Consider the following 14,597-nt stretch of genomic DNA (forward strand, 5'->3'; position numbering starts at 1 on the left):
ATGGAGAAAGCCTCGGGTTATCTGCACCCCAACCTGAGGCGCGCCCCTATCTCTAGGGACTAGGCGGCGCGCTTTCGATTGTTAGAGACAAGCGGCTCTATGAGCCCACAGACTGCTGGACCAGTACAATGAAGATCAAGAACTCGCTTAAGGCGCTGAAGGCTCGTCACCGCGACAACCGTCTGGTTCGCCGTAAGGGCCGCATCTACATCATCAACAAGCAGAACCCGCGCTTCAAGGCCCGCCAGGGCTGATTGCTGCAGGCGAGTTTCTCGCCGGCAATCAAATTGTCGATAGCGCGACAATTCGGCTTTGACCTTCGGCGCATCCGGATTAACTTATCCGGATGCGCTATTTGCTTTTGAGCACACCTATTCTGGCTTTGGCCGCTCTCGCCCCTGTTGCTCATGCACAGGCGCCTCAAGCCGCCCCTCCTGCACAAGCCGTTCCGCAACCGGCCACCCCCGCAGCAGAATCAGCCGCCCCCACGACCGCAGCTGCAAAACCGCTCGACACATTGTTCGAGGTGCTGAAACGCGAGCGCGATCCTGAAAAGGCCAAGGGTATTGCCAGCCAGGTCATTGCCGAGATGAACGATTCCGGCAGCGCCACGGTCAACCTTCTGATGCAGTGGTCCGAAGACGCCATCAAGGAAAAGAAGAACGCCGCCGCGCTGGACTTCCTCGACCGTGTAACCCTTCTCGATCCTGCCTTCACAGAGGGCTGGAACAGGCGTGCTACACTTCACTACACGATGGGGGATCAGCGCAAGGCGATGGCCGATATTGCCGAAGTCTTGAAGCGTGAACCGCGCCACTTCGGCGCTCTTGCCGGCTTAGCGGGAATACTGACGGAAGCCGGCGATGACGACATGGCGCTTAAGGCCTGGGAGCGCTATCTCAACGTCTATCCAGCAGATCGGGAGGCACAGGAAGCCGTCTCGAAACTCTCGGAAAAGATCGCCGGGAACAGAACTTGAGCCTTTCCCAGGTTATTCTCCAATGATTCTGCCGCTTGCCCTTGTCGCCATTCTTGTCGCCGCGGCCTTCAGCTTTACCGCCTGGAAAAGCCGCCAGATTGAGCGGCAGTTTCCGCGCCATGGCGAACTGATCGATGTCGGCGGCTACAGGATCAACGCTCTGCACATTCCTGCACCGCCAAATCCCGCCCTGCCCCCGATCGTCTTCATCCATGGAGCAAGCGGCAACCTGCGGGACCAGGAAACGGCCTTCCGCAAGCTCCTGGAAGGCCGTGCGGAGCTTCTCTTCATCGACAGGCCCGGACATGGCTATTCGGAGCGCGGAAGGCCCGAGAACGGCTTTCCGGACGGACAGGCGGTAGCCATCAGCCGCGTGATGGATATGAAGGGCATGCAGCGCGCCATCATCGTCGGCCACTCCTTCGGCGGGGCGATTACTGCAAGCTTTGCCGTCTTCCATCCCGAAAAGACGGCCGGATTGCTGTTTCTCGCACCGGCAACCCATCCCTGGCCCGGCGGCGTGGACTGGTACTACAGGATTTCGGCCGCTCCCTATCTGGGCTTCTGGTTCACCCGCCTCATCAGCCTGCCCGCAGGCCTTGTTCTGCTGGATGGTGCAACGAGGTCCGTCTTCAGCCCCAACCTCCGTCGTGACCGCTATGTCGAGAAGGGCGCACCCGCACTGGTGCTGAGGCCTGAAAACTTCCGCAACAACGCGGTCGATGTCGCCAATCTGCACGACTATGTCACGCGCATCTCACCACGTTATAAAGAGATTACGGCACCAACCATTGTCATCACCGGCGACAGCGACCCGATCGTGCTCGAAGAGATCCATTCCCAAGGGCTTGCGCGTGATATAGCCGGTTCCGAACTGGTGAAAATCCATGGCCTCGGCCACAAGCCGGACTATGTGGTGCCCGACGTGGCAATCGCCGCAATGGAAAAGATCGCAGGCATGGACCGCGACTTGCAGGCATTGGCACGCATGGCTGAGGCGCGGCTGACCCAGTCGGGAACTACGAGCGAGACAACATTGGGAATGGCGATCGAAAGAAAGTGAAGCGTCACCGCTCTGGCGCACTGATTGCGCTTACAGACCGCCTTTACTGCTCCACGCCCATTTCCAAAACGACAAACGGCCGGATCGCTCCGGCCGTCTGGTAATTGCAAATTGTGTCAGCCCGATTATGCGCCGGTCTGGCCGTCAGCGCCGATATAGGCGATACGCAGCATGTTCGTCGAACCGGGCGTGCCGAGCGGAACGCCGGCCGAGATGATGACGCGGTCGCCGGGCTTGCCGAACTCTTCCGAAACGGTGATGCGCGCAGCGCGGTTCACCATGTCTTCCAGATCGCTTGCATCCTCGGTTACGACGCAGTGCAGCCCCCAGCAGACAGCAAGGCGGCGGGCCGTCTTGACATTCGGGGACAGCGCCAGGATCGGAACATTCGGACGCTCGCGCGAGGCGCGCAGACCGGTCGTGCCGGACTGGGTGTAGGTGACGATCGCGGCAGCCTTGAGCGTTTCGGCAATCTGGCGTGCAGCAAGCGAGATCGCGTCGGAGCCAGTGGCTTCCGGCGTTGCGCGCTGTGCGTAAATGATGCTCGGATAAAGCGGATCCTGCTCGACCTGACGGGCGATGGACGCCATCATCGAGACAGCTTCGACCGGATACTGACCGGAAGCGGATTCGGCCGACAGCATGACGGCATCGGCGCCTTCGAAGACGGCGATCGACACGTCGGAGACTTCCGCGCGGGTCGGAACCGGAGCCGTGATCATCGATTCCAGCATCTGGGTGGCAACCACGACCGGCTTGCCTGCACGGCGGCAGGCGCGGGTCAGCTGCTTCTGGATACCGGGAACCATTTCGATCGGCATTTCAACGCCAAGGTCACCACGGGCAACCATGACAGCATCGGAAAGCTCGATGATCTCGTCGATGCGTTCGATAGCCTGCGGCTTTTCGATCTTCGACATGATGCCGACACGGCCGCGAGCGATCTTGCGGACTTCCGCCAGGTCTTCCGGGCGCTGCACGAAGGACAGCGCAACCCAGTCGGCATCTTCGGTGGCAAGAACGGCATCGAGGTCGGCGCGGTCCTTGTCGGTCAGAACGCCGACGGTCAGGATCGTGTCGGGCAGGCTGACGCCCTTGCGGTCGGAAATGCTGGTGCCGGCAACAACGGTGCAGACGATCTTCTTGCCGTCGGCTTCGACAGCCTTCAGAGCCAGCTTGCCATCGTCGATCAGCAGGCGATCGCCGGCCTTGACCGCTTCGAGGATTTCCGGATGCGGAAGGTAGACGCGGTTTTCGTCACCCGGCGCTTCGTTGTTGTCGAGCGTGAATGTCTGACCCGGGGTCAGTGTTACTTTGGTGTTGGCAAATTTGCCGACGCGAAGCTTCGGTCCCTGCAAGTCACAGAGAATACCGATCGGGCGACCCGACTTCTTCTCGACCGAGCGGATGCGCTCGATCAGGGTACGCATCATTTCATGGCTGGCATGGCTCATGTTGATACGGAAGAGGTCAGCGCCTGCTTCGTGGAGCTTCTGGATCATTGCCTCTTCCGACGATGCCGGACCGAGCGTGGCAAGGATCTTTACTTTGCGGTTACGCCTCATCAATTCTGGCCTTCTTGCGTACCGGGCGTGTCGGACAGCTGGACCATCCAGCTTCCCTGACGACCCGTATCATACTCTTTGAAACCCATGCGCTGGTGGCCACGGGTGAAACAATCATTGACGCCGACAATTTTGAATTCATTCTCGGCGACGCACATATTGATATTTCCGGTCCACCGCCCTCCGCGGGCGGCATCCTCGGCATAAAGATAATAGTATCGTGACTGCAGTTCCCCTTCGATCAGAGTAGCGCAGGTGGAAGCAGGAACCTGCCACCAACCCTCGGTATTCCAACCATCCTGGGCACGATAACCGATTGCCACCCCGACAAGATTCTGCGTGCCGTTACAGACACGAAAATCAGCATGAGCCGGAGAAGCCATGAGAAGCGGTGCGCTTGCGCAAACAGCAAAAGCACCCGCCGGAACGGAAAGGAGCGAACGAAGATAGATTTTAATCGATTTTATCGGCACGGTTTCCGTCAGGTCTCCATGGTTATCGTGGAGGCACTTTCTCGCGCGCAACGGGCAGAAAGTCAACGAAGCTGTGGTTGATTGCGTCGCCCTGCCGCTACGCTTGCTTAAATTTGTTTCATCCCCCTGCACGGGCTTGCTTTTTGACAAGCACAGGCCGCCTCTCTTGTGCAAAAACGGCTGTCATGCGATCACCAAACTCACAACATAATCGTTTGAAATGTACGTGAGCATGCAGAATTTCCAATCGTTCGAAATCATAGACGGCAACTATGACACAGGCATGGTGCTTCTAGCAGATCACGCCATGAACCGCCTTCCTTCGAAATATGGCAGTCTTGGCCTTCCCGACAGCGCCTTTCTCAGACACATCGCTTTCGATATCGGCGTCGAGGGCCTGACACGCAGGCTTGCCGCCATGCTCGGCGTGCCGGCAGTGCTCGGTTGCTTCTCGCGCCTGCTGATCGATCCGAACCGTGGCGAGGACGATCCGACCCTGATCATGAAGATTTCCGACGGCGCGATCATTCCCGGCAATCACCCCATTACCGATGAAGAATGGCAAACCCGCCTCGACACCTACCACCGGCCTTATCACCGCGCCGTCGAACAGACGATAGCCAAGGCCTCGACATCCGGCCGGGCGCCTCTGGTGCTTTCAATACATTCCTTCACTCCCTACTGGAAGGATTTCGCAAGGCCCTGGCATGCAGCAGTGTTATGGGACAGCGACGACAGGGCAGTCTTGCCACTTCTGTCAAAACTTCGCGAACCGGGCGATATCGTTATCGGCGACAACGAGCCTTATGATGGCGCCTTGAAGGGCGACACGATGTATCGCCACTGCATGATCCCCGGCATTCCGCACACGCTTCTGGAAGTAAGGCAGGACCTGATCGGCGATGATGCAGGCATGGATGCCTGGGCGGCAAGGCTTGCGCCGATCTTTACCTCGCTCAACGCAGACCCCAAATTGCATGAATACAGGATTTTCCCGTCGCGTACCGGCCCCTACCCCGCCGTGTGACGAGAGCAGTCAGGAGACGTTCCCATGACCGAACTCAGCAAACAACAACAAACCGAGCTTGAAGCGGCGGCATTTCGCCGGCTCGTCCAGCATCTGCGTGAACGGAGCGACGTCCAGAATATCGACATGATGAATCTGGCAGGCTTTTGCCGGAACTGTCTGTCCAACTGGTATCGCGATGCAGCGACCGAGGCAGGACTGGACCTTTCAAAAGAGGCTTCCCGCGAGATCGTCTACGGCATGCCTTATGAAGACTGGAAGAACCTTCACCAGATGGAAGCAAGCGACGCTCAAAAAGCCGCATTCGAGATCAACAAGCCGCCGCATGGCTGAATTGGCATTGGCGATTGATTAGGCTTGACCTTGCGCCTGCTTTTCGGCACTTGACCACTATCCAATAGAGATTTCCATTATCAGGAGACACCGATGTCTGATGCTCATGGCGTCGCCCGCGACCAGCTCCGCGCTTTTGTAGAGCGCATTGAACGACTTGAAGAAGAAAAGAAGACGATCGCCGACGACATCAAGGACGTCTATGGCGAAGCGAAGTCGATGGGCTACGACACCAAGATCATGAAAAAGGTCATCGCCCTTCGCAAGAAGGATGACCAGGAGCGCATGGAAGAGGACCTGATCCTCGACACCTACCTCAGCGCCCTCGGCATGATCCCGGGCGCCGGCACCGACGAGGAAGAAGCCGCCTGATCCGCTTTTCAAAGCCCGCCCCTTGAAGGCGGGCTTTTTCTTTTGCGCCTGATGCAGCCAATCTCCCTTCACGCGAGTTTCCAATGGCAGATCACGACGTCATCGTTATCGGCGCAGGCTTTACCGGCCTCACCGCGGCCACGGACCTGATGGCGGCCGGCCTCGATGTCATCGTGGTTGAGGCCCGCAACCGCGTCGGCGGCCGGGTGGAATCGGAATATTTGCCGAACGGGACACGCATCGATACCGGCGGCCAGTTCCTATGCCGTGACATGACCCATCTGGTCGAGACGGCGCAGCGCTTCGGAGCACGCACTGTCTTCTCTCATGTCGATGGAGAACAATCCTATCGCCCCGCCATTCCACCCGAACACGGCGATGCCATCTGGAACGGCGTGGAGCAGTTGCGTGAGCGAATGCGCTCCATCGATCTCGCCAATCCTACATTCTCGGGTCTGACCGGGGGGCAATGGATCGACCGCCAGACCGACATGCCTTCGGACGTCACCGGCTCCTTCCGAAGACTGATCAAGGGGTTGTGGTGCCGCGCGCCGGAAGACGTGGCGCTTGCCTATCTCGTCTCGAACGACCGGCGGATTACCAATATCTATCCCGAACTTGAGATGTTCATGCGTGACACCATGCACGCGCTGGCCGACCGTTTAGCGGCGGGCCTCGATGACCGACTAAGACTGTCCGCCCCCGCCACCTCTATCACCATCATGGAAGATGAGGTTGAAGTGGATGTCGAGGGACGTGCGCTCACTGCAGGGCATGTGATCATTGCCGTACCGCCCGTCATGGCGCGAAGAATAGAAATATCGCCACCGCTTCCAGCTGAACTCGAAAGGGCACTTTCTGCCTGGGAGCCGGGTTGTGCGATCAAGCTGCAGATCGGCTACAGGACACCATTCTGGCGCGACAAGGGACTGAGCGGGTCAGTCATGTGGAGCGATCCGCAGGGCATCTACGCCTGCGACGCCAGCCATGACGATTATTTCGGCGTCGTCGTCTTTCTTGGCGGACCGCTGGCCTCGGAATGGCACAAGCGACCGCAGACCGAGCTGGCGAACTTCGTCACGTCAGAACTCAGCGCCGCATTGGGAGGGAAAGGTCACGAACCGGTTTCCGTCTGCATTCGCGATTGGGTCAACGATGCCTGGAGCGATGGTGCCTATAGCGACGTCATCACCGACCTTGAGGCCACGGATGCGGAAGAAATCCTGCTCAAGGGACTGCCGCGCTTGCATTTTGCCTGTTCGGAACTGTCGCCGTCTTTCCCTGGATATATCGAGGGTGCGATCGTCGCCGGAAAACTGGCTGCGCAGTCTATCTTGAAAGACAGAGAATAGACTTCAGCTCGGGTAAGCCTAGCCGAGCATCAATCAGCTTCAAAACGGGATCAGTTGGAGCCGCTGAAACGATTGGGATCGATCGCAACCGCCGCAGCGACCGGCTTGAAGCCCTCGCTGGCATAGGCAGCCGAATATTCGCTGTTCAGCGTACGGGTCACCACACGCGGCGCCTTCATCGAAACCACCTCACCCGAGCGCTTGTTATCCAGCGCCCATTTCTCTAGCGTATCCTTGGTCAGGTTGCCGGAAGCCGGTGCCAGGTCAGGCTTCGTCGATCGGCCACCCTTGGTCGGCACTGCGGAAGCTGCTGCAGCGACCCACTTGGGCGTATCGAAACCATCGCCGAAATGACCGGAAGCCGAAGGTGCCTGGATAACCTTTTTCGGTAGTGCTGCAACTTCCGTCGGCTTGCGCGCCTGAGAATGCACGGGTGCTGGAGTAGCACCGGCCTCATCGCTGACAGCACGAATACCGGCCGCTGCTCTGCGATCATCATCCACACTGCGCGAAAGGGCTGCGACCAGTTCAGGCGTCAAGGCTTGCTCATTTTCCCTTGCCCGTTCCGCCGGTTGCGGAGCTGGCACCATTGCGGCAACCTGGGCGACAACCGGACGGTGAGCAGGAAGCGGTACGCCCGATACATCCTGCAGCGAAGGCGGAACATCGCCCAGCGACGCCATCATGTTTGATGTGTCGGCATCAGCCTTCGTCCCGCGCGAACCGAGCAAGGTCGGCACCGGAACGGCGTATTTCGTCAGATCTTCGAAGCTTTCACCTTGAGGCCTGCTGTTAACAGCCGCAGCGGCCTGAAGCGCAAGTGCCTCCTGGGCAGGATTACGCTGTTGCGAATAGAGAGCAGCTGCAAGTGCACCCGGACCGTCCTGGCGGAAGGCTGGGCGTGAAGCGGGAACCGGCGCCGTGATATTCTCCGGCTGCGGCGCCTGCTGAGGCTGGGCCGAAGCGACCATCACACCCGGCAGCGGAGCGGCGGCAGGTGCTTCGTCCTCTGCATCAGCCGGCCGGCTTGCAGGCGCGGAGGGCCGCGGCGACGCAATGGCTGGCGTGCTGCTTTCACCATTATCCTCTTCTTCGTCGGCACCGCCGCCAAAGAGAGTTGCGAGGAAACCACGACGCTTGCGTTCAGCAGCGGGCGCGCCGCCGGCCGTCGATGCGATCTCGATCGAGCTTGAACCGACACGTTTCTTGTAATCTGCGAGCGCCTGATCATAGCCTGGAAGCGGCTGACCATCTGCCGGAAGATGCAGCGTATTGCCCTTCGGGAAAATCTGCACCAGCTCCTGGCGCGACATACGCGGCCATGCACGCACGCCACCGACGTCCAGATGCACGAAAGGTGAACCGGATGTCGGATAGAAGCCGACGCCACCGACCTGCATCTGCATCGCGAGCGCACGCAGCGTCGCAAGCTTCACGCCGGGAATGTAGAAATCCATGGCCTTGCCGAGCATGTGCTGGCTGTTCTTCGCCACGCCGGTATTGCGCGAGCGACCGCGCAGCATGCCGTTGGTGGTCGGCGAACGATAGGCAGAGACGACGTGGATGTAATCTTTTGCGCCACTGCGCCGATAGACTTCCCAGACGAGATCGAAAAGACGCGGGTCCATCTTTGTCGGCTCGTTCTTGCGCCAGTCGCGCAGGAAGTTGTTGATCTGCTGGAGACCCTTGGGATCGAAGCGGCCGTTACGCTTGAACGTGATCTCGGCCTTTTCGCCCGTATGGATGAAGTAGAGCTTGAGGCTGCGGTTCTCGGCAGCCGCCTCGGACACCTGCACAGACCAGATGGAAGCAGCAACGACAGCAAGTGCCGCACCTTGAGCGGCACGCCTGGTGAGCGATTGAAAGGCCTTTAGGACGAGGCGACGAACGCCTGTGCCCGAAGGCATTTCTTTTGCATTCAAATCAGGCAAAGCGATCCCCGTCCTGCAGACAACGTCCCTCGTTGTCCCATTTGGCTGACAATTGCGGTCACACGATGGCAAATCTGCCACACATGTACAAGCATCTCTCTTATAGTCAATGATGTGCTAAAGAGAGATTGACAGAAATTGCCATCGCTTCCTTGCCTGAAAATTAACACTATCTAATCAAGCGGCTTCCTTGAGCGGATCATCGGGATCGATGCCGTAATCCTTCAGCTTGCGGTAAAGCGTCGAGCGACCAATGCCGAGCTTGCGGGCAACCTGACTCATCTGGCCGCGGTAGAACTTCAGTGCGAAACGAATCAGTTCCTCTTCCACATCGGCAAGTTTTCTCACTTCACCCGTGTCGTCGGTGCTGACGATGACATTGTCCGATGCTGGGTAGGCAGCAGCCAGAAGCGCACGCGGATCCGGCCGTGTCGTACGAGGCGGCAGCATCGGCTGCGGGAAGCCCAGATCCTCGGTGATCGGGCGTAGGACCGCTGAAGGAGCAGACATTGGTGTGGTGGAAGTCGCGACCAGCTCGGGAGTGCGGAATTCCGGCACCTGGGCCGCAATCTGCGGGAAATCAAGCTCTGTAAGCTCGTCACCTTCCGCAAGTACGATGGCCCGGAAGATGGCGTTTTCGAGCTGGCGGATATTGCCCGGCCAGTCGTAAGCCGTCAGCAGTGCCAGCGCACCGGCGCTGACATTGAGGTTCTGCGGCAGCTTCTGCTCCAGCGAAAAACGCTCGGCAAAAACGCGCACCAGATGCGGAATGTCTTCCTTGCGGCGGCGCAAAGCCGGGATCGTGATCGGGAACACGTTGAGGCGATAATAGAGATCCTCGCGGAAGCGACCGGCACGGACCTCTTCGATCAGGTCCTTGTTGGTCGCCGAAATCAACCGCACATTGACCTTGTGGACGCGACCGGCACCGACCGTTTCGATCTCGCCCGACTGCACCGCGCGCAGCAGTTTCACTTGAACTTCGAGCGGCAGATCACCGATTTCGTCCAGGAAAAGCGTACCGCCATCGGCTTCGACGAACTTGCCGGTGTGACGCTCTGTCGCTCCCGTAAACGCGCCCTTTTCATGACCGAAGAGAATGCTCTCGACCAGATTGGCAGGGATCGCACCACAGTTGACGGTGATGAACGGCTTGCCGGCACGATCGCTGCCCGACTGGATGGCGCGCGCGATCATTTCCTTGCCGACGCCGGATTCACCTTCGAGCACGACAGGGATATTCGAATGCGCCGCACGCTGTGCCAGATCGATGACACGCAGCATGTCAGGGCTGGCCGAGACGATGTCGTTGAAACCGACGACACCGGCGCGACGGCGGCCGACCTTGGCCTTGCCCTCGCGATAATCGAGCTTCAATGCGTTGGCGATGGATGTGGCGATCCGTTCCGGCGAGACCGGCTTGACGACGAAATCGAAAGCCCCTGCTCGCATGGCCTGAACGACATATTCGATGCTGCCCTGTCCGGTCTGCACGATGACCGGGGTCTGGACGCCCATCTCGCGCAGTGCGGCGAGGAAGGAAAGCCCGTCCATTTCCGGCATCATCAGGTCGAGCACGATGACATTCACATCGCCGCTGGTGCGGCTGAGAAAATCGAGTGCGACCTTTCCGTTTTCGGCCAGATGCGCGACATAACCTTGCCGCTCGACTGCATTCTTCAGAAGGCGGCGCTGAATGGGATCGTCATCGACGACAAGGATATGAGCAGACATTTGTGAACTCCCGGCAACGTTCATCGTGCACCCTTTGCGGGCTCTTATGCTGGAAGTTGTGCCAGATAGGCTTGAACATCCCCTTTTGAGAAAAGCTCACATTTTAACAGTCTGAACAGAAAACGGACGGGTGGCGGCAGAAGGGTTGAAATGCTACCCATCTGGCACCCATTCGAGTACCCGGTTGAGGGAAGGAAAGACCATGAAAAATCGCATAGCGCTGTCTGAAATTGCACATGCCGCACCGGCGGCCGGTGGCGGCGCAACGGATCCCGCGCTTGGTCTCCTGCCCGTCTGGAAGCTTTCCGATCTCTATGCCGCCAAGGATGCACCGGCCTTTACAGGCGACCTGAAGCAATCCGAAACGGACGCGCTCGCTTTTGAAAACAAGTGGAAGGGCAAGCTGGCCGAGGCCGCGACGAAGAACGGCGCAGGCGGTATCGGCGAGGCACTCAAGGAATACGAAGCGCTCGACGATCTCCTCGGCAAGATCGGCTCATTCGCCGGCCTCACCTACTTTTCCGATACGTCCGACCCGGCCAACGGCAAATTCTTCGGCGACGTGCAGTCGAAACTCACTGATATCTCGTCGCACCTTCTGTTCTTCGCGCTGGAACTAAACCGCGTCGACGACGCCGTGATGGATGCCTGCATGGATCGCGATCCGACGGCTGGCCATTATCGCCCCTGGATCGTCGACCTGCGCAAGGACAAGCCCTTTCAGCTGGATGACAAGCTGGAACAGCTTTTCCTCGAAAAATCGATGACCTCGGCTTCTGCCTTCAACCGCCTGTTCGACGAGACCATGGCGGAACTGCGCTTCGATATCGACGGCGAAAAGCAGCCGCTCGAAGTCACGCTCAACATGCTCCAGGAGGCCGATCCGGCCATCCGCGCCAAGGCGGCAAGCGCCCTGTCGAAAACCTTTAGCGACAACCTGCGTGTTTTCACCCTGATCACCAACACGCTCGCCAAGGACAAGGATATTTCCGACCGCTGGCGCGGCTTCGAGGATATCGCCGACAGCCGCCACCTTGCCAACCGGGTCGAGCGCGAAGTGGTCGATGCGCTGGCCGCCGCCGTTCAGGACGCCTATCCGCGCCTGTCGCACCGCTATTATGCGATGAAGGCAAGATGGCTCGGCGTGGACCAGCTGAATTACTGGGACCGCAACGCACCGCTGCCGGAAACGCCGAAGGCGGTCATTCCGTGGGAGACCGCGAAGGAGACCGTGCTTTCCGCTTATGGTGCCTTTGCGCCGGAAATGGCCGATATCGCCGGCCGCTTCTTTGCAGAAGAATGGATCGACGCGCCGTCGCGTCCCGGCAAGGCGCCCGGAGCCTTTGCTCATCCGACCGTGCCGTCTGCCCACCCTTATGTTCTGGTTAACTATCTCGGCAAACCGCGCGACGTGATGACGCTTGCCCACGAACTCGGCCATGGCGTGCATCAGGTTCTCGCCGGTGGACAGGGCGCACTAATGTGCCAGACGCCGCTGACGCTTGCCGAAACCGCCTCCGTCTTCGGCGAAATGCTGACTTTTCGCACGCTACTGGAGAAAACGAAGGACAAGCGTGAGCGCAAGGCGATGCTCGCCCAGAAGGTCGAGGACATGATCAACACGGTCGTGCGCCAGATCGCCTTCTACCAGTTCGAGCGCAAGGTCCACACGGCCCGCAAAGAAGGTGAACTGACATCGCAGCAGATCGGCGAGCTTTGGCTGTCGGTTCAGGGCGAAAGCCTCGGCCCGGCGATCAAGATTTCGGAAGGTTATGAAAGCTGGTGGACCTACATCCCCCACTTCATCCACTCACCTTTCTATGTCTATGCCTATGCTTTCGGCGACTGCCTGGTGAACTCGCTCTACGCCGTCTACCAAAACGCTGCTCCCAATTCGGGCGTAGGGGGCTTCCAGGACAAGTATTTCGAGCTTCTGAAGGCCGGCGGCACCAAGCATCATTCCGAACTCCTGAAGCCCTTCTGCCTCGACGCCACAGACCCGACCTTCTGGTCCAAGGGCCTCTCGATGATCGAAGGTCTGATCGACGAACTGGAAGCACTGGACAAGGAACTGGGCTGAGAGCCTGAAATGACAAACGGCCGGGGAGACCCGGCCGTTTTCTATTTGAAGTAAATGTCTACCGCACCACCGGTTCCACTGTCAGATCCCGGCCACTCGACGCCACGACCCGGACGCGGGAGCCGACCGGCAGATCCGGGCCCATGACCGACCACATCGTATCATCGAGCCTGATCCTTCCGCGCCCTTCCTGAATAGGTTCGGAAAGCGTCGCCGTGCGACCGATGAGGCTTTCGCCGCGACGGTTGAGCCAGGGCTCGTCGCTTGTCGTACGTTTGCCGTTATAAATCCGCCGGCCGATCACCGCGAACAGGACCGACAGAACGGCAAACAGCAGAAGCTGAACATGCCAGCCCCAGAATTCGGCATCCCAGAGTGCCAGCGACAGCGCGCCGAGCACCACGGCCGCGGCACCTATCCAGATCAGGAATACGCCGGGTACCAGCAGTTCCAGCACCAGCAGCGCAATACCGACAATCCACCAGCCCCAGGGACCGAGACTGTTCCAGAGTTCAACCACCATCACATCACCTCTCGGAAGTCGGCGGGGTGAATGGCGGAACCACGGCGGTCACCGTCGGCGTGCTGCGCGCCGGACGTGGCTGTTGAGTACGAGGAGTGGACGGTGCCGGGCCATTGCCATCACCGAACACTTCCTTGGCAATGGCGCCGATGCCGCCGAGCGAACCGATCAGCGACGAGGCCTCGAGCGGCATCAACACGATCTTGGAATTGTTGGCCTTGCCGATCTCGACCAGCGCCTCTGTGTATTTCTGCGCAACGAAGTAGTTGATCGCCTGCACGTCACCGGCAGCAATGGCTTCCGAGACGAACTGAGTCGCCCTCGCTTCGGCTTCGGCCAGACGCTCGCGTGCTTCTGCCTCGCGGAACGCCGCTTCGCGCTCGCCTTCGGCCTGAAGGACTGCAGCCTGCTTTGCACCTTCCGCCCGAAGGATCTGCGCGTTACGCGCACCTTCGGCTTCCAGCACAAGCGCACGCTTTTCGCGTTCCGCCTTCATCTGCCGCGCCATGGATTCCACCAGATCCTTAGGTGGCTGGATGTCCTTGATCTCGATACGGGTGACCTTGATGCCCCACGGGTGCACTGCCTCGTCGACCACGCGCAACAGCTTGTCGTTAATGACATCACGGTTCGACAACAGTTCGTCGAGATCCATGGAGCCCATGACCGAGCGGATATTCGTCATCGTGATGTTCTGGATGGCATTTTCCAGATTGGCGATCTGATAGGCCGCCTGCGCCGGATTGAGCACCTGGTAGAAGGCCACGGCATCGGCAGCCACACTGGCATTGTCCTTGGTGATGACTTCCTGTGTCGGAATGTCGAGCACCTGTTCCATCACGTTCATCTTCGCGCCGATGCGTTCGATGAACGGTGTGAGAATGTTCAACCCCGGCTGAAGCGTACGCGTGTAACGGCCGAAACGCTCGACCGTATAAGCGTAACCCTGCGGTACCGTCTTCACCAATGCAAAGAGGAGCAGGATCGCGAAGATCACCACGACGATGACGAAAATATCGAAACCACCCAAGCCCATAAAAGCCTCCCTTATGAATTGCTTAAAATCGCGGCAATCCTATTCAACCACAGCACCATTCACAAGCACAGGAAGGTAGTCTAGAAGGCTCCACGAAGACCGGTCGCAGCCTACCCGGATAAAACAAGG

General features: G+C 59.1%; 14 protein-coding genes. 8 read left to right on the forward strand and 6 right to left on the reverse strand.

Annotated elements, in window-relative coordinates; all coding sequences use genetic code 11:
* Window positions 1-128: 128 nt before the first annotated feature.
* From ykgO to JZX87_RS01010, 3 genes are all read left to right on the forward strand, one after another.
* Window positions 129-254, forward strand: coding sequence for a type B 50S ribosomal protein L36 (gene ykgO, locus JZX87_RS01000; protein WP_006726873.1), 126 nt, complete (start codon window positions 129-131; stop codon window positions 252-254).
* Between the two features lie 92 nt (window positions 255-346).
* Window positions 347-979: a tetratricopeptide repeat protein gene (locus JZX87_RS01005; protein WP_206823045.1), complete on the forward strand. Its 633-nt coding sequence runs from the start codon at window positions 347-349 to the stop codon at window positions 977-979.
* Window positions 980-1,001: 22 nt separating this feature from the next.
* Window positions 1,002-2,042, forward strand: a complete 1,041-nt coding sequence (locus JZX87_RS01010; protein WP_183821106.1) for an alpha/beta fold hydrolase — start codon at window positions 1,002-1,004, stop codon at window positions 2,040-2,042.
* Window positions 2,043-2,167: 125 nt separating this feature from the next.
* Here the strand turns inward: JZX87_RS01010 and pyk are convergent, their stop codons facing one another.
* Both pyk and JZX87_RS01020 read right to left on the reverse strand, forming a co-directional pair.
* A complete protein-coding gene (gene pyk, locus JZX87_RS01015; RefSeq protein ID WP_148143521.1) occupies window positions 2,168-3,607 on the reverse strand; it encodes a pyruvate kinase in 1,440 nt (479 codons plus the stop codon).
* Window positions 3,607-3,990, reverse strand: coding sequence for a DUF1036 domain-containing protein (locus JZX87_RS01020; protein ID WP_223218398.1), 384 nt, complete (start codon window positions 3,988-3,990; stop codon window positions 3,607-3,609). Before JZX87_RS01020 ends, pyk begins: the two co-directional genes overlap by 1 nt.
* A gap of 322 nt (window positions 3,991-4,312) precedes the next feature.
* Here JZX87_RS01020 and JZX87_RS01025 point away from each other — a divergent pair, with 322 nt between their 5' ends.
* From JZX87_RS01025 to JZX87_RS01040, 4 genes are all read left to right on the forward strand, one after another.
* On the forward strand, window positions 4,313-5,107 hold the full coding sequence (locus JZX87_RS01025; protein ID WP_206823866.1) for an N-formylglutamate amidohydrolase: 795 nt from the start codon (window positions 4,313-4,315) through the stop codon (window positions 5,105-5,107).
* A gap of 24 nt (window positions 5,108-5,131) precedes the next feature.
* Window positions 5,132-5,440, forward strand: a complete 309-nt coding sequence (locus tag JZX87_RS01030; protein ID WP_206823047.1) for a DUF1244 domain-containing protein — start codon at window positions 5,132-5,134, stop codon at window positions 5,438-5,440.
* Window positions 5,441-5,533: 93 nt separating this feature from the next.
* Window positions 5,534-5,812: a DUF2312 domain-containing protein gene (locus JZX87_RS01035; RefSeq protein ID WP_112454363.1), complete on the forward strand. Its 279-nt coding sequence runs from the start codon at window positions 5,534-5,536 to the stop codon at window positions 5,810-5,812.
* A gap of 83 nt (window positions 5,813-5,895) precedes the next feature.
* Window positions 5,896-7,164, forward strand: coding sequence for a flavin monoamine oxidase family protein (locus tag JZX87_RS01040; RefSeq protein ID WP_206823049.1), 1,269 nt, complete (start codon window positions 5,896-5,898; stop codon window positions 7,162-7,164).
* Between the two features lie 50 nt (window positions 7,165-7,214).
* On the opposite strand, the gene JZX87_RS01045 is transcribed toward JZX87_RS01040, so the two are convergent.
* Together JZX87_RS01045 and JZX87_RS01050 are read right to left on the reverse strand one after the other, a co-directional pair.
* On the reverse strand, window positions 7,215-9,071 hold the full coding sequence (locus JZX87_RS01045) for a peptidoglycan L,D-endopeptidase MepK (RefSeq protein WP_206823051.1): 1,857 nt from the start codon (window positions 9,069-9,071) through the stop codon (window positions 7,215-7,217).
* Window positions 9,072-9,272: 201 nt separating this feature from the next.
* The gene (locus tag JZX87_RS01050; protein WP_502711284.1) at window positions 9,273-10,853 is read right to left on the reverse strand and encodes a sigma-54-dependent transcriptional regulator; all 1,581 of its coding nucleotides are present in this window, start codon (window positions 10,851-10,853) and stop codon (window positions 9,273-9,275) included.
* A 178-nt stretch (window positions 10,854-11,031) separates the two neighbouring features.
* Here JZX87_RS01050 and JZX87_RS01055 point away from each other — a divergent pair, with 178 nt between their 5' ends.
* Entirely contained in the window at window positions 11,032-12,909 is a 1,878-nt protein-coding gene (locus tag JZX87_RS01055) for a M3 family oligoendopeptidase (RefSeq protein ID WP_206823056.1), read from the forward strand.
* Between the two features lie 58 nt (window positions 12,910-12,967).
* Here the strand turns inward: JZX87_RS01055 and JZX87_RS01060 are convergent, their stop codons facing one another.
* Both JZX87_RS01060 and JZX87_RS01065 read right to left on the reverse strand, forming a co-directional pair.
* Entirely contained in the window at window positions 12,968-13,432 is a 465-nt protein-coding gene (locus tag JZX87_RS01060) for an NfeD family protein (RefSeq protein ID WP_206823057.1), read from the reverse strand.
* A gap of 4 nt (window positions 13,433-13,436) precedes the next feature.
* Window positions 13,437-14,468, reverse strand: coding sequence for an SPFH domain-containing protein (locus JZX87_RS01065; protein WP_206823059.1), 1,032 nt, complete (start codon window positions 14,466-14,468; stop codon window positions 13,437-13,439).
* Between the last annotated feature and the right edge of the window lie 129 nt (window positions 14,469-14,597).

It is taken from the genome of Agrobacterium sp. Ap1, assembly GCF_017313375.1.
Taxonomy (GTDB): domain Bacteria; phylum Pseudomonadota; class Alphaproteobacteria; order Rhizobiales; family Rhizobiaceae; genus Neorhizobium; species Neorhizobium cellulosilyticum.

Bases quoted from the DNA above. Each gene is read 5' to 3' on its own strand.
- JZX87_RS01050 (WP_502711284.1), bottom strand. From the start codon at position 10,853: ATGAACGTTGCCGGGAGTTCACAAATGTCTGCTCATATCCTTGTCGTC.
- JZX87_RS01065 (WP_206823059.1), bottom strand. From the start codon at position 14,468: ATGGGCTTGGGTGGTTTCGATATTTTCGTCATCGTCGTGGTGATCTTC.
- JZX87_RS01005 (WP_206823045.1), top strand. From the start codon at position 347: ATGCGCTATTTGCTTTTGAGCACACCTATTCTGGCTTTGGCCGCTCTC.
- JZX87_RS01010 (WP_183821106.1), top strand. From the start codon at position 1,002: ATGATTCTGCCGCTTGCCCTTGTCGCCATTCTTGTCGCCGCGGCCTTC.
- JZX87_RS01025 (WP_206823866.1), top strand. From the start codon at position 4,313: ATGCAGAATTTCCAATCGTTCGAAATCATAGACGGCAACTATGACACA.
- pyk (WP_148143521.1), bottom strand. From the start codon at position 3,607: ATGAGGCGTAACCGCAAAGTAAAGATCCTTGCCACGCTCGGTCCGGCA.
- JZX87_RS01030 (WP_206823047.1), top strand. From the start codon at position 5,132: ATGACCGAACTCAGCAAACAACAACAAACCGAGCTTGAAGCGGCGGCA.
- JZX87_RS01045 (WP_206823051.1), bottom strand. From the start codon at position 9,071: ATGCCTTCGGGCACAGGCGTTCGTCGCCTCGTCCTAAAGGCCTTTCAA.
- JZX87_RS01040 (WP_206823049.1), top strand. From the start codon at position 5,896: ATGGCAGATCACGACGTCATCGTTATCGGCGCAGGCTTTACCGGCCTC.
- JZX87_RS01035 (WP_112454363.1), top strand. From the start codon at position 5,534: ATGTCTGATGCTCATGGCGTCGCCCGCGACCAGCTCCGCGCTTTTGTA.
- JZX87_RS01060 (WP_206823057.1), bottom strand. From the start codon at position 13,432: ATGGTGGTTGAACTCTGGAACAGTCTCGGTCCCTGGGGCTGGTGGATT.
- JZX87_RS01020 (WP_223218398.1), bottom strand. From the start codon at position 3,990: ATGGCTTCTCCGGCTCATGCTGATTTTCGTGTCTGTAACGGCACGCAG.
- JZX87_RS01055 (WP_206823056.1), top strand. From the start codon at position 11,032: ATGAAAAATCGCATAGCGCTGTCTGAAATTGCACATGCCGCACCGGCG.
- ykgO (WP_006726873.1), top strand. From the start codon at position 129: ATGAAGATCAAGAACTCGCTTAAGGCGCTGAAGGCTCGTCACCGCGAC.